Source organism: Salinibacterium sp. ZJ450, assembly GCF_011751885.2.
In the GTDB taxonomy this organism is placed as follows: domain Bacteria; phylum Actinomycetota; class Actinomycetes; order Actinomycetales; family Microbacteriaceae; genus Ruicaihuangia.
The window spans coordinates 1879538-1897330 of sequence record NZ_CP061771.1; the positions used below are offsets into that span (position 1 = coordinate 1879538).

16 protein-coding genes and 1 pseudogene are annotated in these 17793 nt (G+C 63.3%); 7 read left to right on the forward strand and 10 right to left on the reverse strand.

Annotated features, from left to right (window positions below):
• The first annotated feature begins 329 nt into the window (after positions 1 to 329).
• Complete coding sequence (locus HCT51_RS08890; RefSeq protein ID WP_166871528.1) at positions 330 to 944, forward strand: hypothetical protein; 615 nt, start codon at positions 330 to 332, stop codon at positions 942 to 944.
• 128 nt (positions 945 to 1072) lie between these two features.
• On the opposite strand, the gene HCT51_RS08895 is transcribed toward HCT51_RS08890, so the two are convergent.
• Positions 1073 to 1999, reverse strand: coding sequence for a hypothetical protein (locus tag HCT51_RS08895; protein ID WP_166871525.1), 927 nt, complete (start codon positions 1997 to 1999; stop codon positions 1073 to 1075).
• A gap of 418 nt (positions 2000 to 2417) precedes the next feature.
• Positions 2418 to 2888 carry a hypothetical protein gene (locus HCT51_RS08900; protein ID WP_166871522.1) on the reverse strand — a complete coding sequence of 157 codons (471 nt, stop codon included), beginning with the start codon at positions 2886 to 2888 and terminating at the stop codon, positions 2418 to 2420.
• Positions 2889 to 3167: 279 nt separating this feature from the next.
• Here HCT51_RS08900 and HCT51_RS08905 point away from each other — a divergent pair, with 279 nt between their 5' ends.
• Positions 3168 to 3602 (forward strand): DUF4145 domain-containing protein, encoded by a 435-nt coding sequence (locus tag HCT51_RS08905; RefSeq protein WP_166871520.1) that lies wholly within the window; start codon positions 3168 to 3170, stop codon positions 3600 to 3602.
• A 375-nt stretch (positions 3603 to 3977) separates the two neighbouring features.
• Here HCT51_RS08905 and HCT51_RS08910 read toward each other — a convergent pair whose 3' ends face one another.
• Positions 3978 to 4679, reverse strand: coding sequence for a DUF2637 domain-containing protein (locus tag HCT51_RS08910; protein WP_166871518.1), 702 nt, complete (start codon positions 4677 to 4679; stop codon positions 3978 to 3980).
• 118 nt (positions 4680 to 4797) lie between these two features.
• On the opposite strand from HCT51_RS08910, the gene HCT51_RS08915 reads away from it, so the two are divergent.
• Both HCT51_RS08915 and HCT51_RS08920 read left to right on the forward strand, forming a co-directional pair.
• Positions 4798 to 5979 (forward strand): competence protein CoiA, encoded by a 1182-nt coding sequence (locus HCT51_RS08915; protein ID WP_166871515.1) that lies wholly within the window; start codon positions 4798 to 4800, stop codon positions 5977 to 5979.
• A 585-nt stretch (positions 5980 to 6564) separates the two neighbouring features.
• Positions 6565 to 8097 carry a hypothetical protein gene (locus tag HCT51_RS08920; protein WP_166871512.1) on the forward strand — a complete coding sequence of 511 codons (1533 nt, stop codon included), beginning with the start codon at positions 6565 to 6567 and terminating at the stop codon, positions 8095 to 8097.
• 11 nt (positions 8098 to 8108) lie between these two features.
• Here the strand turns inward: HCT51_RS08920 and HCT51_RS08925 are convergent, their stop codons facing one another.
• From HCT51_RS08925 to HCT51_RS08935, 3 genes are all read right to left on the reverse strand, one after another.
• On the reverse strand, positions 8109 to 9458 hold the full coding sequence (locus HCT51_RS08925) for an AlbA family DNA-binding domain-containing protein (RefSeq protein ID WP_166871509.1): 1350 nt from the start codon (positions 9456 to 9458) through the stop codon (positions 8109 to 8111).
• A 336-nt stretch (positions 9459 to 9794) separates the two neighbouring features.
• Entirely contained in the window at positions 9795 to 10307 is a 513-nt protein-coding gene (locus tag HCT51_RS08930) for a hypothetical protein (RefSeq protein ID WP_166871507.1), read from the reverse strand.
• Positions 10308 to 10355: 48 nt separating this feature from the next.
• Positions 10356 to 10709, reverse strand: a complete 354-nt coding sequence (locus HCT51_RS08935) for a hypothetical protein (protein ID WP_166871505.1) — start codon at positions 10707 to 10709, stop codon at positions 10356 to 10358.
• A gap of 292 nt (positions 10710 to 11001) precedes the next feature.
• Between HCT51_RS08935 and HCT51_RS08940 the strand changes: the two genes are divergently transcribed.
• Positions 11002 to 11814 carry a hypothetical protein gene (locus HCT51_RS08940; protein ID WP_166871503.1) on the forward strand — a complete coding sequence of 271 codons (813 nt, stop codon included), beginning with the start codon at positions 11002 to 11004 and terminating at the stop codon, positions 11812 to 11814.
• A gap of 218 nt (positions 11815 to 12032) precedes the next feature.
• On the opposite strand, the gene HCT51_RS08945 is transcribed toward HCT51_RS08940, so the two are convergent.
• Entirely contained in the window at positions 12033 to 12218 is a 186-nt protein-coding gene (locus HCT51_RS08945) for a hypothetical protein (protein WP_166871500.1), read from the reverse strand.
• Positions 12219 to 12815: 597 nt separating this feature from the next.
• Between HCT51_RS08945 and HCT51_RS08950 the strand changes: the two genes are divergently transcribed.
• Both HCT51_RS08950 and HCT51_RS08955 read left to right on the forward strand, forming a co-directional pair.
• Positions 12816 to 14153 (forward strand): tetratricopeptide repeat protein, encoded by a 1338-nt coding sequence (locus HCT51_RS08950; protein ID WP_166871498.1) that lies wholly within the window; start codon positions 12816 to 12818, stop codon positions 14151 to 14153.
• Positions 14154 to 14260: 107 nt separating this feature from the next.
• A pseudogene (locus HCT51_RS08955) lies at positions 14261 to 14479 on the forward strand (sigma-70 family RNA polymerase sigma factor); the annotation flags it as partial.
• Positions 14480 to 14645: 166 nt separating this feature from the next.
• Here the strand turns inward: HCT51_RS08955 and HCT51_RS08960 are convergent.
• The 3 genes from HCT51_RS08960 to HCT51_RS08970 form a co-directional block, all read right to left on the reverse strand.
• Positions 14646 to 14942: a hypothetical protein gene (locus HCT51_RS08960; protein ID WP_166871496.1), complete on the reverse strand. Its 297-nt coding sequence runs from the start codon at positions 14940 to 14942 to the stop codon at positions 14646 to 14648.
• A 432-nt stretch (positions 14943 to 15374) separates the two neighbouring features.
• Positions 15375 to 15869, reverse strand: coding sequence for a hypothetical protein (locus HCT51_RS08965; protein WP_166871494.1), 495 nt, complete (start codon positions 15867 to 15869; stop codon positions 15375 to 15377).
• Positions 15870 to 16378: 509 nt separating this feature from the next.
• Positions 16379 to 17065: a hypothetical protein gene (locus tag HCT51_RS08970; RefSeq protein WP_191413835.1), complete on the reverse strand. Its 687-nt coding sequence runs from the start codon at positions 17063 to 17065 to the stop codon at positions 16379 to 16381.
• Positions 17066 to 17793 lie beyond the last annotated feature (728 nt).

A 17793-nucleotide genomic window follows, 5' to 3' on the forward strand; every position in this document is an offset into this window, starting at 1 on the left:
TATGCGTGAGCTGCACGACCGGCTGGGCTCCGAGAGCCTGCGAGCCGGAGGCGCGGGTGAAACGAGTTGTCGGTTCTCAGCGAACATGGGACTTGAGTCAGGCAAATCAAGACTCCGGCGGCAGCCATGTCCACCTGAAGAGGAAGGTGGCCACCGCCGGAAGTCGCGCGGGTACCCTTTCTGCCGCGCAGGCGACCGTGCCATCTTTACTCCAGGCCTGCTTCCTTCTAGCTGACGGCCACAGCAGTCGGCTACCTTTACCGTATGAGAGTGACTCGACCGGACCATAAGGCATGAGCGGCAGGGCTCTCGCAGGACTGGCGACTTTTGTGATCGTGGTCTGGTGCTTCGTCATGCTCGCGTTCGTAGGTGCACTGTGGGGAGCCGTCGCGTCTGATGCAGGTTGGGGGCCAGCGGGCGGATGGTTCCTTCCCGCCCTCGGACTTTTCCTGATCGGGCAAGCGCTGGCAGCGGCGGCCAAGCGTAAGGGCGTCAACCCAACCACTGGGGAGGCATACCCCGAGGGTCAGCCCGTAGGAAAGTCCGATCCGACCCGGACCCGGTTTATCATGGCCGCCCTCCGGCAGATGATCGTAGAAGATCCCGCGGCCACGCAGATTGACGGCATCAACCTCGCGGCGGCTGACGAAATCCTCAGCAGCTACCACCAGACCCGAGAAGCAAATTGGGGTGTCCTGTGGCAGGCCGCCGCCAGGACAAGAAGCTTGCCCATGTATGGCAAGCCGCCCTACTGGTCGAACAGCGGACCCGGCGGGCGTCCTGTGCCGTTGAGCTACCTGGCGTTCTGGGATACTCCGGATCGGATGCGCGCGGTGCGAGACAATATGACCGCCCCGGAGGTCATTTCGCTCGCTGCGACCGACCCCGATCGAGCGGTGGCGCAGGTGGCGGCACGCAAGATCTCACTTCGACCGAGTGATTAGGCGCCCTCGCTCGCAGCCTGTGATGACGTCGAACGGCCTCGCCTCGTCCCAACGTCAAGTGGTCTCACGTTGCTGCGGAACCTGGTAGCGACAGGAAGTCAGCTCGCACACGAGTGCTGATCTCTTGACTAGCCAGGAGCCCGAACCGTCCTACAAAGCGGGGAAAGATCAGAGGCCACCGACCTCGTTTCTCGCGAACGGAAGATCTGATGGGTTTGCGCAAAAATACAACCACGAGTGCGGGAAGTCTCGACTTCGCTGACAATGTCAGAATGCCCGCGAGACGCTCCCTCCAGCGTTCTCAAAGTCTCAACTCCTTCCAGAAGTCTTGTGATCGCGGAGGACCGACACGAGGGGGCTCGCAGCTGGTCGTCGCTCTCGTAGCTGTCGGAACCGATCAGCCCTCCGTATTGGCCGGCAAACAACGCCTCGGCTCCGCATGTGAGCACATCGTGGCCACCAATCTCTGGGTGAATGGCCCCGAAGTACCCGTTGACAAAGCTGCCGGGCACCAGCTTGATCTCGGGGTATTCCTCGTCCGGCACGGCAGAGGCAGGTGCGCCGTCGGCGCCGCGTTCACGACGAAGCTCGATGAAATCGCGTTCGACGTCGATGATCTGGGCGCTTCGCATCGCGAAGTGATGGGCGAGCTCATGAATCGCCATCCCGCGGAGATGGCGTCGCGAGACACGACTGTCGAGCACGATCAACGGACCGGCAAAACTCGCGGCGCGGCCAGAGATTTTGCCCTCGCCGTAAGACGCGCCGTCGGGGGCGACGACGATCGCAATCGGGTCGGTTTTGACCGCGCCGATCCAATCAGCTGGGAAATGGCGAAGCGCCTCGTGCAACAAGCGTGCCGCGCTGCGAGTTGAACTCAACGATGTCGAGGGCACCACCCATCGGCCGGGCCTCTGCCAACGCCGCCGAGTATGCCCGGGAAAGCTTTCGTCGCCACCGAGCTTCGAAACGGGCATAACCGACGTACACGCTCGCAATCGGGCGGCGAGCTGCAGCCGCTTCTCCTTGTCCAGCAGAACGGCCAGAGCCGCCAAGCTAGTTCGTCTCGTGTCTCTTCGAACTGGTCATGCTTGCGGCGAGAGGCCCGCCGATAGCCTGAGATCTCGTCCGCTCGATCCGCAATCCGCCGCCCGTGCCCGGAACGCCGAACGGTTCGCCACCTCGGTCGACCCGAAGATCCTCGCCCTGCCCGCCACGACCTGGATCGACAAGCCAGCCGAGAACACCGACGATGAAACCGCCGCGAAAACTAGCCGCCTAAACTCCCGCTGGCCTCATTCACCTCGACAAATTCCGTTCCAATAGTGTTGTCATGGATGCTCCTTTGTGCCGCCCCACCGCAGTGGCGATTTGCGACGCCGCGAAGTGTGCCACATCGACGATCTGTACGCTAGGTTCCACTGTCTGCTCAAAGTCTCCGTGCGTCGACCGTCGTGATTCCGGGAAGAGCGTTCATGCGTACAGGTATGATTCCTTGTAGCGGTAGACGGACGCCCTGACGAGCCTTCCACAACTCACGCAGAAGGCGTCTCGCCCGGTGTCAGACATCTCGAAGGTGTTCTGCGTGCCAAGCAGCGTGTCTCTCACCAACGCCTTGTCGTGAATGCGCTGTTTCAGTGCGGTGACGACGACATCCAGCGCGCTGGGGGTTCGTCCGCATGAGCACACTTCATGTCCGACGGCGGGTATCGTACCGAATTCCTTCATGTGGCCCATGGGCAGATCGAGCAGCCCTTCGAGATATCGAAGCTCATCTGGCGGCGTGAGCCTGTATCTCTTATCACTGGTCACGAGGGCACTCGCTCTCTCCATTGTCTTGTCATCGAGTACCACCCTCGTGGCGTACCCCTTCGACTTCAGATGGCGCTTGAGCGTGTCGATGTCCTTGAAAACGGCCGACTGGGGATCGATGCTGAGTGACATGAGGTCCCTCCCTACAAGCAGAAACACTCGGAGCCTAGCAACGATATCCGGATAAAACAGGGTCATGTCGAACTGACGTGAAACGCAGGTCATGAAGCGATGCGCGACCGCAGTCGAATAAAGGAGACGAAATACTCGGCCCCCGCCGAGGGTCTCAACACAGTGGTCTCCGGCTCATGGGCTATGTCCCTGTGCGGCCGGTGCGACAACTCGTCGGCATAACGGGACGACGTCCTAATCTATCCGCGAGCGTCGCTTGCGCGCCGGCCTCACGCCGACATGCCTGCGGCAGCACGAGAGCTGTATACGGAAGCCGCAGACGTCCTTGCAATATCCAAGAGAGCAGCAACCGCACGCGCCTCGGCCACGCTCGAACGCTTACTCCGCGAACTCGATCCGGACGCTGGCAAGGTGTCCTTGGCCGACCGGATCGATCCCGTGCTTGGGAGGGTGTCCACTCCCTTGGACGAGATGTTGGCGGTCATCCGCCACGTCGGCAACAAGTCCTTGCACGTCGAGGACGAGCCAGACGATGTCACGATGCTCGTCCTAGACCCGAACGAAGAAGAAATCGTGGAGTTGATCTTCGAGTCGATCAACGACCTAGTCGACGAGCTGATCACTCGTCCAGCGCGGTCACGAGCGATCTGCGAGCGAGTGCCGGAACGTGTCCGGGCGATGGTAGGCAAAGCCGTGGGCGCGGCCACGGCCTAAGCGAATCAATGCGCCCGGTGGCATTCTCCGCGGTGGAGTCAAGTCGTCTCGCCAAAGGCGAGAGCCCCAACACCGAACGCGGCACCGCTACTGGGGCGCGCCGGCTGTTAAGCCGGTCGGTACGAGACGAGACGGCGCTCATGATCCGCCTCGTCATACTCCCAGTTGCCAACGACTGGGGCGCCGTTCAAATCGAGAGGATCAGTGAGCCGAGTGGGCAGGACCCCATGCTCAGCGAAGACCGTAGCGACAGCGCCGGTGCCAGCCCTCGTTCCCTGAGACGGGTGAAAACTCGCGGTGTAGGGTACGGGATCGGTCATCGAAGGCCTCCTAATGAGGGTCGCGGCGTTGCGCTGATACAAACGATCATCCCGGTCACGCCGGCGAGTTCAGCGCCTTCGACACGGTCACTCTCGAAACATTGAACAGCTTGGCCAACTCGGTCCCACTGAGGTCGGGCTCCGCCAGTTTCGCGGCCTTGATCAGCTGAGCCTCGTCGTGAGCCTCGTCGGGGCTCTTGCGTGGTCGCTTTGACCCTGCGGCCTGTCCGGACATCGCCACACGGTCAACAACACGCGCTTTAGCCCGAAGTAGTTCGCGATCGGTGGACGTGGGCGGCGCGACCAGGATGCCGAGTACCTGTTCGGAGGTGCCGAGCACTGCTACTGGGATGAGCGCGGAGACAACAACAGCGCCAAGGATGCCCCAACCCTCTACCGTGCCTAGCGACGCTGAATGCCAGACGTTTGCACCAATTGAGGCGCCAGTGAACGTGGCGAGCCACACGTAAGAACCGCGAGTCGACTCGCCGCGCGCTCGGTGCGAGATCGCCCCGAGTCCGAACGCCAACATCGGCGCGTCGATCGCCAGAGGTACCGCGATTCGCGCCCAACCAGGCAGCCCTATCTGCTCGCCCACCCAGATTTGTGCGAAGCCGGAGATGAGAAACGCGGCAGCGAAAGAGATCAACGTCACAGCGACGGTGACCTTCACGAACGCACCCGACGTGGGGCTGATGCGCGCTATGGGGCGTTGCGCCTCGGTGGCGATGAGGGTGGGGCTGTCGAATTTCGGCACTGTGTCTCCTGTCGTCGGTGGCGCTGCTCCTCCTATGCGCGGAACAGTCGAGCTCAGGTACGACAGATGCGGCGAATCCGCATCGCCAAGGCGAGATTCGTTCGGTTACCGTATAGCCATGCCTCTAGTAGCCGTCGTAGCCGGTCTGCGCGTTGAGTCGTGGAGCATGCCGGAGGACGAATGGAGCGCGCTCAAATCTTCGTATCGGACAACCGGGTTGACGATGAGTTGCGGGCAACCTGGTGTGCCGAAGACCTCGTCGCTAGGCCTACAGTTTTTCGCACACAAGCTGAAGGCCGACTGCCAGCTACACGAGGGCGGAGAGACACCCGAGCACTTGCGCGCAAAAGCGATCGTCGCCGAGGTCGCGCGCGAGCTCGGGTGGAAATCCACGGTCGAGTTCATGGGGCCGGATCGAGAGTGGATCGCCGACGTGTTGCTAGAACGCGGCAACATCAAGCTCGCCATTGAGATCCAGTGGTCGGCGCAGACGGAAGCCGACTTCGTCCGGCGGCAGGCGCGGTACACGAACGCCGAGCTCGAATGCCGGTGGCTGGTCTCAGAGAAGAACCTCACGAACGCCCAGCGTGTGCCCAATCATGCGATCGCTGGGACGGCCGATGAACTCAGGATCTCCGTGCCGGGGCGGCCCGGACGCACCGAGGACATTGCGCTGTCCGAGGGCTTCGCACGTCTGCTGCGAGGGGACGTGCGATCGCGAGTCGAAGTCGCGACCCGGCAGCTCCATGTCTCGACGGCGATGGCTCGCTGCTGGCGGCCGGAGTGCAACCAATGGCTCTCGCTGTGGCATCTGGAGGCAGTGCAGCTTGAAACGCGCTGCGGCCACGCGCTCGCGCTCAGCAAACTGGGTGGGTACCGGCCGTGGCTCGTCGAGCGCTCAGAGATCCGAGTTGAAGACTCGGTGCGATCGGCAATCAGTCGAAGCGGGCTCCCCTCACCCATCAGGTACGAGGTCCGAACCAGCAAGCAGGTGGACCGAACCTACGCTGCTCAGATTTGCCCGAGTTGCGGCGTCCTCCAAGGCGACGGTCATGTTGCTGCCATGGCAAGGAACTGGACCGTCTACGAGATCCCCCACCGTGAACGCTTGCCACTCGACCCCGGACTTCTCAGGCTCGACCATCTGTGCGAGGACCAAGGGCACGGACGCTGTGAACCCCCGTCCGCGCTTCCCGCGCGGGGCCTCGACCAATTCCCGGTCGAAGACATGTGGTGGCTCCAAGTCGGGACCTATGAGGCCGAGCAGCTGCCGGAGAGGAAAGGGTCGAAGAGAAGATGATCAGGTCGTTCTCTACGAGAACGAATCGATCCCTGAGTACAGATGGTCCTCAGTCCACAAAGCGTTCCTGACCCAGTACAAGACTGAGTCCTACGTACCGTCCTGCGCATAGGTGATCGCGTCGACATCGTCACCGTCCAGATCGCGCCGCGCACCCGTACCGTCCTCGACTCGTCATCAACCACGCAGCGTCTCGGATCGTCAGCGTCACGCTCACACCGGGCGCCTCCGGCGCCCTCACGCCCACGCAGCGTCTCCGTCCCGCCCGCGCCGCGATTGCGGTACGGCGCCGCATCGACACCGAGACGCCTGCGTGCCGACGTCGATACGAAGGTTCCATGACGAATGGCGTGACGTGGACGCTGCGATGCCGGCGGAGACGGAGCGCTAGCGGAGGCGGAGCCGGGATGTCGACGCTGCGTGACTGTTGCTGATCGCCGGCGTTCACGTAGTTGCGCGGCTGACTTCACGGTGCCCTCGGGCGCTGCCGCGCATAGACGGGATAGCCGCACACAGTCTGGATGACCCCTGACGCTTCGCTCCGGGGCATCCAGAAACTGGCTATCTACTGCTTGGAGCTTCCTGATGTCTGTTGCGTTTACCTCTGACACCGGCGCTGACGCGCCCCTTCCGACGCTCGATGACCTGCTACGTCGCGTGCTCACTGACCGGGCTGCAGACCCGTCACCGACTTCCCGGATCCTCGCCACGCTGACACTCGCACTCGATCGGGGCTTCGCCCCCGCTGCTGCTCGGCGTTCCATTCTCAGGCTCGGCTCAGAACCGGTTCGCGTTGTCGCACGCTCCGATCGCAGCTGGTACCGACTTGTCAAGGCTGCCCGGTCACACATCGCTCTCGTCGGCTCCTCTGCCTCCACTCCCCCAGGCCAGCTGCCCGCCGCCCGCCTGCACGTCGCTCGCAGTGTCGTCGGTCACCTCCTCGCCCCGGCCCGGCCCGGGGTTGGTGTGGGTAAGAAGGCCCAAGTCACCGCGCGTGCGGCTCTCGCTGTTCTCGGGGCACAGACGCTACTCGACGGTCGCGGCTATTCGAATGCGTTGGCCTCCCGCGACTGGCTGGCGCTGCAAACGAACCTCACACCGGGTAACGCCGGGATCGTGCTCGGAAACTTGGTCAAGCTCGGTTGGATCAAGCGACAGAACTCAACGTCGTTGGGAACCGCCCGCTGGTCGTTCACGAAACTATCCCGGGACGAGGGAGACCGCGCGTGGGCGTGGGCGGACACGATCGAAACGCTGGCCACCGGCGATTACGGCGCCGACCCGCTCGCGGAGCTCATCTCGGAGGTCCCGCACCCTGCGTTCGCGTACTCCGAGGTTCTGGGCATGCGCGCTTGGCTCGCAGCGGCAAGCGGCCTCGGTGGAGTCGACCCCGAGGTGCTCGGGCTGACGAAGCGCTCCGCGCGGGACCTTCGAAGGCGTGTGACGGCGGCGCTGCCGGGTCTAGGAGCGGAGCGGCTTCGTCCACAGCTCGATGCGCACGCGGAGGAGAGTCTGGCGATGTTCATCAAAGCGGATCGGAAGACGGATCTCGCGCAGCTCGTGGATGAACGAAACGCCGAGCGCGCCCGCTTCGCGGCGGAGAAGGCGGAGCGAGCCGAGGACCGCAGCTACGTGCGGAGCCTGCTGCGCGAGGTATGGCCCGCTGTCGGCGACGCACCGGATTCGGCGTCGACCAGCGAAGACATCGACGCATGGACGGGGCGCGCAGCGCGGTACTTCTCGGGCCCGGGGCGGATCCATGACGCGACCCTGCTACCGGTTGCGCGTCAGCTGCTGACCTCGACACTCGAACGCCGCGGCGTCCTCATCGAGTTGGCGGCTGACGTCGTACGGCGGGTACTGCCCAAGACGGAGACCGACTACATCGCTTCTGTCGAAGCGGTCGCCGGCTCCGTGCCGGCCAACACCTCGGAGCTCCAAGAATGGACGACCGCAGCAGCCGCGTTCATGTACGGGTCCGGCTCACCAGCGTTGACGAGCGACCAAGTCATCAATGGGCAACTACTGCTGCGCGAGCAGATCATCGAAGCGGGTCACGCCGAGCGGCATGCAGACCAAGTCGCGCAGTTCGTGATGCGGCTCGCTGCGGCAGCCTGAAGGACTAACTCCTAAGCATCCGGATGGAAGTAGAGAACCCGAGCCGAGGCAGCGAACTCGATCTCGAAGGATCCCGACGCCACAGCATCAATGTTGCTGGCGGTTGCGGTCCACTCAGCAACTACTGGTTCAGATCGCTCCGCCGGAACCACGATGACGATCTCGTCGTCAAGAACTGCCTCACCTCGCGGACGAAGGTTGACGTCCAAGAACTCGATCTGAAAACTCCCGCCGTTGGAAATGATTGATGCAGGAGCCGACGGGAAGCCGAGAGACAGTTCGTGAGCTAAATCGGTTTGGGACGCAAAGGCAGAGCTGAAGCTGTTCACTGTCCCCCACGCCTTGGGAGGCCTGGGCAGGACGTCAAGTGGATCTTCAGTTCCGTCTCCGGCGCGCGCCTGACCGGCGACGTGCAACTGGACTCTGACGTCGACGTAATTGCGGTTCGACCGGTTGATGAGGACAAACTCCGGTGCGGGCAACGAGACGAACGCAACCGCGTCCATCGCCGCTTCCCACCCATTAGCAACCTCAGCCAAGTACTCCTCGACACTTTCCCTGAATCGGTCCGGGTTGCGGGTTTCGGCGGTCAAATGCTTCACAAGGAGGTCCTGCTCCCCCGACGAAGTGTTCAGGGCCCCCTTGATGGCGGCGAAACCGAGGGGCGTGTTCAGCGACGCGAGGTGAGCTTCCAACGGTTCTAGGAGCTTCTGGCGTTCGTCCGCGAGGTACTTGGCCAAGTCTGCTGGGTTGGGAGCCACCCGCGGCAACGCCTCGGGGTATCTGACCTCGACATCAATGTCCAGCGACTGCTGTACCTGCTTGGGCAGCGAGCGTCGTGCAAGGCGTTGCAGATCCTCGTGGTCGGCAGGTACCGATCGGGAGCCTTTACGAACATAAATGGTGCCCGGGGTGATCTTCCCTGCTGCGGCTCGGAAGGAATGAATTGGGTCACCCTGACGGGGCGCGCCCACCGCGATCGCCAGTACAGTTTCTCCATCGATGGGAATCCAATGCGGGGTCCAACGCGGACCGTCTTCACCAATGAATCGTGTGAGGCGGGGTTCGAACTGAGCATGATCGACTGACTCAACGCCGTGAAGCGTGCCATCGGACAGCCCGATGAGGATGACACCAGCCCCACCGAAGTAATCGCCGGCAATGTCGGGCTCACGATTCGCCATCGCGACAATCGCCTTCGCGAGCGTTTGCCCGACTATCTGCTGGTCGTTAAGATCCAGCGCCGATTTCCACTCGATCCAGTGATACTCGTCGTGTTGGTTGGCTGCTAGTGCCGCGCGAACAAGCGCGGCCCACTCGTGGGGTCGCTGTGGCAGCTCGGAAACGTCGAAGTCGATCACGCTTCGACAATAGCGACAGCTTGAGACACCGGGCTCGCTGGCGCTCGCCCTCTCGGACGCGGCACTCCCCCACTTCCAGCAGCCCCAAACACCCGCGTCCTCACCGCCATCGCGCCGTGTAACGCGCCGCTGCCGGCTACGCCGTCTCCGTCCCGTGAGCGCGCCGCTGGCGACCCGTCGGCGGTAGCTGCGATACGGGGTCGCTCCGTGGCCGGTACGTCGTCACCGGCACGCTTCCGCACCGCAACGTTCCGTCTCCTCTCCGCGTTATCGTCGCGGTGGTCGCACCGCCTTCGGCCTGCCAAGCCCTGCGGGGCAGGCGCGATCGGTTCGCTGCTAGGGAATTGTGACAACAGCCTCGCGTCCGCCCTTGATTGGATCCCTCCAGTTGATCCTCACGTTGATGCTGCCCGGGTCAGTCATTCCTCCGCCAAACTGGAAGAACACGCTCGCACCCTTAGCGATATCGCGCCAGGGTTGCTCGTCCTCTACCTGGAGGTGTCCGTCCGGCTCCCCCTTGATGTCAACGAAGTCAGCATTGGCCCCCGATTGGTTCGTCAGCTTCCAACGGGTTTTGGCAACGCGCTCCATATGCCATGGCGGTTTGGCAGTGGCACTCTCGGCGATGTCTGCTTGGCGTTCGAGGGCATCAGCAGCACGCTTGTGCTCGTCCGCCGAGCGCACCGCTGCGTCTGCCGCGTTGATCGCGGCCGCTAGCGCAGCTGCTTCGTGCCGCTTCGCCTCGTCACGCGCCTCGCGGGCGTCGCTGACAGATCGCCAAGCGATTATCGCCGCGATGACCGTGGCGGCGAACAGCCCGATGTTTGTGATGAGCACAGCAATTTCCACGAGGTTCCCTTCCCGGACAGCGTCTAACGACGACCGTCGATGATCAGCTCAGTTTGAGATGGACGTGCGCCGTTCGAGCTCGGCACCGATTGCCGCCGCCAACTCCTTGTCCTCGCGTACGTCGGCGATCTTTCCGCCGACAATCCCCATCGGGATGAGCGCGGCGCAAACCGTGAGCGGGACCCAATAAATCAGCCAACCGGGACCGAACTGAAGATTTGAGTTCAATGCAGGGAGTATCCACGGCGCAAGGACGATAGCGACGAACAGGCCGATGAACCAAACCGATGCACCCTCAACGTGGTCGAGCGCGCGGCGAGGGTATGCGAGTTTGCGGAGATGAATCTCCAGCTTCTCGGTCGGCTGCTCCGCAACGTTTTGCATCCGCACGTTCTGTGCCATGCGGCGAGTGTATCGGGTGAGTGAGTGTCGCTCGACAAACGGTTTATTTGCATCGCGCGGACGGCACGTGACGGCGTGTCACACGGAGCCAGGGAATCGAGACGGTCTGGGATGCGATCAGCGGCTTCGCAAAGAACGAGGTCCGCGCCCGTACCGACGGCCGGTTCGCGACCGACGTGTTCGCCCCCGCGGCGATCGTCACGGTCGACCTCACGGCGTAGGGACGAACCCGGCAGGGCCGGCATCCTCCATCGGGTGCCGGCCCTGCTACGTTCGCCGGTACGTTCTACCTATGGCGCCGCTGATTTCAGACGAAGAGTTTCAGCATGGGCGTGGTCGAGAGATTGCCGCCGAATACTTCCCGCTCGTCAGCGAGGGTGTTGAGCCACTCATCGATCGCTTGCAGACGTTCAAAGTGCAGCCACGAAGCTCATTGGCGGGCGATGATCGCGCATCGACTACGGACGCCGTCAGTCACCAAGCTCGTGGACTGTTGTCCGTCGGCGCGGACCATATCAAGGCTGTCTCCGACCTCTTGATGAAGGCCGACACAATGCCCGCCTTCGCGGGCTTCACGCTGACGCGAAGCGCGCTCGAATGCGCGGGCGTGGCCCTCTGGCTCATTGGTCCCCCCGATCGCGACACACGAGTGCTTCGCGCAATTCAGCTCTCCAGGGAGTCGTTGAACGATAGTCGTCGACTAGCCGCCACGGCCGCCGGCGCAAAACACCGAGGGCTTGAACCCGACGATCCGTATCTCAAACAGTTCGAAGAGATGCGTGACGCTCGGCCCAACAATGCTGGCGTGACTCTGTCAGCGCCGTCGATCACTGATCGGCTCGATGCTGCCGAGGTCTTCGTCATTAGGCACACGCCCGAGCAGGAGACACTCCTGATGCAGTGGCAGCGCACGAGCGGACTCGCGCACGGTCGGCGTCACTCCATCTGGCAACACAGCAACGCTCGTCTGCACAGCGCGGACCACATCGGGTTTCAAGTCAGGGTCACCGGAGACCTCGTCGCCCTCACCGCCCACTTCGAGTCAGCGGTGAACTACCTTGAGGACGGCATCTCGCTCCTTGAGCAGAGGGGCGCAGCCCCCTAGCCGCGCGGGCTACCCCGGAATCAGCGCGCCGATGATCGACCCAATGATATACACGACGGCTCCAGCGCCGAATATCAAGAGACATCCGAACCCACACCCTCCCATTCCCTGTTTGGAATTGGCTTCGGCGCGAGCTGCTTGCTCGTCTCGCGCCTTGACCCGCTCAGGGTCAGGGCGGGCCGCAGGGCGCTCGGAGTATGGTCGCGGCTCGTCAGGCACTAGACGGTCTCAACCACTGCAACCAGTTGAACGCCCATCGCCAGGCTTGTGAAGGTGATGCTGATCGAGACGATCCGCACGGCCGGATAGACCTCAAGCTCCTTGTAAAGCTTTGCGACCGCCTTCTCAACGGTCCCGCCGGAGTTGTCGATCACGATGATGTTCTGCTGGGGAATCAAAGGCATGCCCGAATAGTAATGGCTGCTTGTGACCCCGCACACACACACCCTGGGTCGCGAGCGAGTCTCTGCGCTCGGAACTCCAAACCGGGGACGCGGAACTACTGGCGGGCCGGCGCCCCGGTGTTCAACGACGTCGACGCGGTTGCCGACGTGCTGCCAGGCGACGCAGCGCAGCCCGAGGCAGTACTGCTCGCCCAAGAGCGCCGCCGACAGGTCAGGGCCGCCGTCGCGGTGCTGCCGGATCGGGTCCGGCGGCGTGATCGAGCTTCTCCACTGCGGGGACACGGAAGTGCGCGTCGGTGAGTTTGCCGAGGCGCTCGGGGTCAGCCACTCCGCCGTTTCGCAGTTGCGATCGCAGGGACTGGCGTTACTCCGTCAGAGGCTGAGCCACTACGAGCTGGTGGCGTAGAGGGACACGGACGGGCAATATGTATCACGTAACCGTGCCCGATGCTCCCTGCTCGGGCGCGTGAGTAAAGGGGCTCAATGACCGCGGAACAATTGCCAGCACTCGTCCGTCCCTTCATTTCGGAGCTCGGTACGCTCCGACAGACATCGGACAGCGTTCCCCCTTCGTGGTCAATCGACATGACTATTGGAATGACTCTGAAGAGAAGCGAGGACTACCTCGGCTCGGCTAGGACCTACATCGAACTCACTCGCAGGTCAGGTGTTGTATACACCTCGCTCATCAGATCGCTCTACAAGACCGTTGCGTGCGCTGGCTACTTGGCTGAGGCGCTCGAACTTGCGGCTGTTGGTCGGACAATCTATGACCGTTCGCCGAACGCGCTCGCAGTTGAGCTCGGAGAGCCATCTGCATTCGCGAACGACATCGCGGAGTTGCTCCTATCGTCGAAGTCTTGGTCCCAGTTGGAGCCCTACTTGGCTCGGATCTCCGGGAATCCGATTTACCGAACACCACGGGGATACTCGGTGATGGTCGAGGAACTGAACCAAGCCGCAACTCGACTGGATCACGATCTCGGTAGTGACCAAGTTGCACAAATCCAAGATCGTTGGGAGCGCGGCGAACGCGAGAATCCCGGATCGGCCGTATTTCCGTTGGACGCCGAGGTCCTCGCAACCTTGGATCTCGCAACTGCCGCGCAGCTGCGGGGCGACATTGATCAGGCGATCCACTGGAACACCAAGGCGCTTGGAGACGGGATTTGGCAAGTCGAGCTCCGGCGTATCACGATGTCCACCTTGGGAGTGCTTCTAGAAAAGCGGGGTGACCTCGACAAAGCCATCCGCTGGTACACCGAAGCTGCCGAAGCCGGCGAGGTACTCGCGATGCCGATGCTCGGGCACGCCCTGCTGAAACGGAACGACCCCGACCGAGCGATCGATTGGTTCCGTAAGGCGTTGGAGATAGGCAGCCCGGACGCAGCTTCCCGAGCCGACTGGATGTTCGGGCTCGGCCGTGCCTATCACTGGAGAGAGGACCTTGGTCAGGCTATCGAGTGTTACACGAAGGCACTTGAAGGCGACCACTTCTCCGCGGCGGAGCGGGGCGACATCATGGTGAATCTAGGCGAAGCCTTGGATGAGCGCGGCGAAACCGCGCAGGCGGTGTACTGGTTCACCAGAGCCGAACACGCCGGCGACTCCAGGGCGACTAAACTCAAGCTCGCTGCCGGCCAGCCCGCCGTTTCTCACGGAAACGATCAACCAGCCAAGAGCGGTTGCTATATCGCCACCGCGGTATACGGCTCCTATGACGCGGCTCCGGTGTTGACACTTCGTCGCTTCCGAGATGCCGACCTCGCGACGTCCCCGATCGGAAGGGCCTTCATCCGTGGCTACTACGCAGTGAGCCCCGCGTTGGCGAGACACTTCGAGCAGGCGACGGTGCTCAACCGGGTCGCTAGATGGTTACTCGACATCGCTGTCAGACGATTGGATGATCGGGGCTATTCCGACGCCCGACGCTGATCTCCACGGGTCGAGGCGAGCACGCGACGCGGACGCCGCGACCTTTTCCTGCCACCGGCTGGTATGACGTCGCGTCATAATCGCCGACCACAGCCCAACCCGATCACGCGCTGGTCGCCAGTGAACGTCGGGACCAAGTCCGCCGCGCCGTCGCTGCGCTGCCGGATCGAGTTCGTGTCGTGGTTGAGGCGGTGTACGGGGACGAGCGGACCATGGGTGAGGTCGCTGAAGAGCTCTGCGTCACGCACTCGGCGGTGTCGCAGTTGAGGGCGCGCGGGCTGGCGCTCCTGCGCTCGCAGCTCGCGGCATATGAGCTCGCGGCGTAGGTCCTCGGGATTCTGAGCGATCGCCGCGCACAAGCTGGACATGCCGCCCCGCGACGCTCCAGTGGGGTCGGCGTGTATGTGGTGGTGAAGGGCGGCCGGGCTCCTGAGGTTTATTGGGGGCCCGGCCGCTTCACGGATTCACCCCTCGCGATCCTGATCGACGCAATTACTCGAAATTGTACGGAGGGAGGCCGCAGAGATCAGCGACCGATGCGACCGTGGTCTGCACAGCAAGCCACTTGGTGGTCGAAATATTGCCAGTAGGCCTATATTCGTCAGCGGCCGCTGCGGCGGCTGCGGCCGCGTTCGGGAGCGCGGCCTGTACTTCAGTTCCGTCGCCAGCCATCACGCTCTGCGTGCCGATTTCGAACGCAAGAGTCGAGAGAGCGTCCGCGTACGCCTCAACTGAGGACGCTTCGCGGGACGATCCCCCGAAGTCGGTCATGGCGTCGAAAAACCCCATGCACGCAGTTCTGTCTTGGGCGCTCTGCTTGCTCTGGTCTGTCTCGGCGGTTGGCGCCGGAGTTGTCACAGCGACCGGGGACCCGGAGGGCTCCCCCGGAAGGGACGCGCAACCAGCGAGGCAGATTGCCGCGACGCCAACACTGAAGAGCGCCCATGCTTTGGTGAATACTGCCATGAATATTGGGCTCTCCTGACCCTTCGGTAGTGTGCACGTCTGAATGTAGCGCACGCCGTTCTCTAGTCCGGGATCAAAGCCGTGGTCGGAACACGTGGCGGAGAGCGAACGGCGCGGACCTGTTCCGTCCGCTCGAAGCCGAACGCCGTGTGCAGCGCCGCGGCGCGTCCAACCGGGAGCCATCACCGCGGCGATTAGCCGCTCGGCCCACAAGTGCGCGGCCCTGGCATTCCAATGCGGTCCTGGTGCGCGGCGCTACATACAGTTGATCTTCGAAAGCTCAAAGCTGTCACCTGCGTCAGAGAAGTCCTCCAGCAGTGCTGCGATCGTAGTGAACGGCGCCGCCCCCGCCGCCAGATGATTCGCCATGCCGATCGCCACACCGTTTCTCATGACCGCTGCCTCGACGTAGACCCCGCCGGGGCAGTTGCTCGTGGTGATCACGCTCACATACACACAGTCCCACCGCCCACAGGAGAAATCGGCCGGATCAGCGAACTGGTAATAGATGCCCTCGCCAGCCGGAGAGTATCCCAAGGCTGCCCATCGTGCATCGTCCTCCTCCCGCTGACGCGTATCGGCCGCGACGGCCCGCTCCGCTGATTCCTGCGCCCGCTGAGCCCTATCGAACGCTTCCTGCTCCGCCTCGACTTCAGCTGCCTTAGTTTGGTATGCGGCCGTTGCGTTGGACGCGAAGCCATAGCCATACGCAAGTAGGCCCCCTCCAGCAAGAAACAGCGCGGCGCTCACGGCCAACAGAACGGTCGTACGCGCCGCTCCCCAACGCACCGGCCGTCCCATGCCCTTTGGTGTCCTACTCATCGGTCAGAACCTTCAGTTCATCCATTCGCTCCACAGTGCTGAAACCGGTGATCAGATTCACCGCTCCAAGCGCCCCCGCCGCTATCCCTAGCGCGAGCAGCGGGATCGACACCGCAAGCACAACCGATCGCCGGACGCCGCGACTCGGTTTCCGCTGAGTTCGAACGCCGGCCGCCTCGTCATCGAGACGAGCCTCGTCTCGCTCGGCACCGGCCCAGCCCACCCGGGGCGGTCGCGCATTGAACGCCCGGACGTACGCGATCTCATACTCAGTCAACGACCATGGCCAGCCGCCCTCAGGCTGGACATTGACGCCGCGCACGGGCGCAATGGATATGTCTGGCACAGATTCCCCCACGATGCTTTCCGGTCATCCTAGCGGCGGAGATGAGGGCACGTCGGTAACTGGGGTTCCGGCCTGTACGGCGTCCGGAGACCTAGACCCAGAACTCAGGTGGAGGCCCAAAGGCCCGCCGGCTCGCTCGGATCGCAGCCTCCGCCATCAGCAGATTGGCGCCCGCTCCGATGACAGCGCCAATGCCGAATGGGACCACCTTGCCGAGCACGATGATGCCCTGCTTGGTGCCGTACTTGGTGATGAAGTTCTTTCCCAGCACGCTGTTGATCTGGTTCAGTCGCGACATAGGGACCTTAGCGACGATTTGCTTGGCCCAGTGTTTGCCCGACCGCTCCGCCATCTTGCCGATGGTTTCGGCACCACCACCGCCGAGCACGATCCCCATCACGAGGGTCCGGCGGCGCTCCAGCTCGTGAAGCTGAACCCCATGAATCTGGGCGAGCGACAAGGCGAAAAGCGCGGTCAGCTCCAGCGATGTGAGAGCTTCACCACCCGAGATCGCGAGCGCCGCCCCTGTGCCGACTCCGGGCGCGGCAGCGACGGCGCCAACCGCCGCTCCGGTACCGGATAGAGCGCTCCGATACATCATCTCCAAGGTTCGGATGACCTCGGCCGGTGTGGCATCAGGGTGCCGCTGACGTGCACGAGCGAGGTTCTTCTCCACCGCCGTCGTCTGAACGCTAAAGGCCTTATCGAGCGCAGCGCGGGCAAGACTCCGCCATTCCACGGACGACGGTTCGTCGTCGGCGGGCGTACTGTCTGGCATGCACACAGACTAGAGCTATCTTCACGGCTACGGCGCCAGCGACAAGCCCGATGACGCGGAGAGCCGCTCCGAGCGAACCGCGGCCGGGGACGACGTCGCGGCCGCCGACGCGCTCGTCGACGAACGCTTGCCTCGATCGGCCACCTACGCCGCTCGGGATTTTGAGCGATCGCCGCGCACAAGCTGGACATGCCGCTCCGCGACGCTCCAGCGGGGCCGGCGTGTATGGGCGGTGAAGGGCGGCTGGGTCTCGATCTTGAGACTCGGCCGCTTCGCTGCCTAGAGAAGTGCGGGTTCGCCCTCGTTGTCGGCCCTCAGCGCTGCTGAACGAACCGAGCGGGATGAACACCCCCACGAACGGGAAGCACTTATCGAGGCGACAGGTGCGCTCCTCGGCCGGTAGCCCCTATCGCTGCCCGAGCGTCGGCAACCCACCCGACACCGCCCACACGCTGCCTTTGGCCTCTCGCTCCGGCCTGCCGGTCAGCGTTGCCACGGTACGCCGCCGCCTGCACACCACTGCCAAGACTGATCGAAATGCGCAGCGAGCGCACCGTCCACTTCGTTCACGTGGACCTCTCGGCTGCAAACCGGGCACAGCGGCACCCGCTTCGGCGCCGGATCCGAAGGCGTCGACGTCTGGTAGGAGAAGGGCATGCCGTAATCGTGGCCGAGAGCTGAGGCAACGGCAAGTGGCGCCGCGGGGCGATCACTGCGAAGGCCACCTG

Bases quoted from the DNA above. Each gene is read 5' to 3' on its own strand.
- HCT51_RS08970 (WP_191413835.1), bottom strand. From the start codon at position 17,065: ATGCCAGACAGTACGCCCGCCGACGACGAACCGTCGTCCGTGGAATGG.
- HCT51_RS08920 (WP_166871512.1), top strand. From the start codon at position 6,565: ATGTCTGTTGCGTTTACCTCTGACACCGGCGCTGACGCGCCCCTTCCG.
- HCT51_RS08940 (WP_166871503.1), top strand. From the start codon at position 11,002: ATGGCGCCGCTGATTTCAGACGAAGAGTTTCAGCATGGGCGTGGTCGA.
- HCT51_RS08905 (WP_166871520.1), top strand. From the start codon at position 3,168: ATGCCTGCGGCAGCACGAGAGCTGTATACGGAAGCCGCAGACGTCCTT.
- HCT51_RS08915 (WP_166871515.1), top strand. From the start codon at position 4,798: ATGCCTCTAGTAGCCGTCGTAGCCGGTCTGCGCGTTGAGTCGTGGAGC.
- HCT51_RS08960 (WP_166871496.1), bottom strand. From the start codon at position 14,942: ATGGGGTTTTTCGACGCCATGACCGACTTCGGGGGATCGTCCCGCGAA.
- HCT51_RS08935 (WP_166871505.1), bottom strand. From the start codon at position 10,709: ATGGCACAGAACGTGCGGATGCAAAACGTTGCGGAGCAGCCGACCGAG.
- HCT51_RS08900 (WP_166871522.1), bottom strand. From the start codon at position 2,888: ATGTCACTCAGCATCGATCCCCAGTCGGCCGTTTTCAAGGACATCGAC.
- HCT51_RS08950 (WP_166871498.1), top strand. From the start codon at position 12,816: ATGACTCTGAAGAGAAGCGAGGACTACCTCGGCTCGGCTAGGACCTAC.
- HCT51_RS08945 (WP_166871500.1), bottom strand. From the start codon at position 12,218: ATGCCTTTGATTCCCCAGCAGAACATCATCGTGATCGACAACTCCGGC.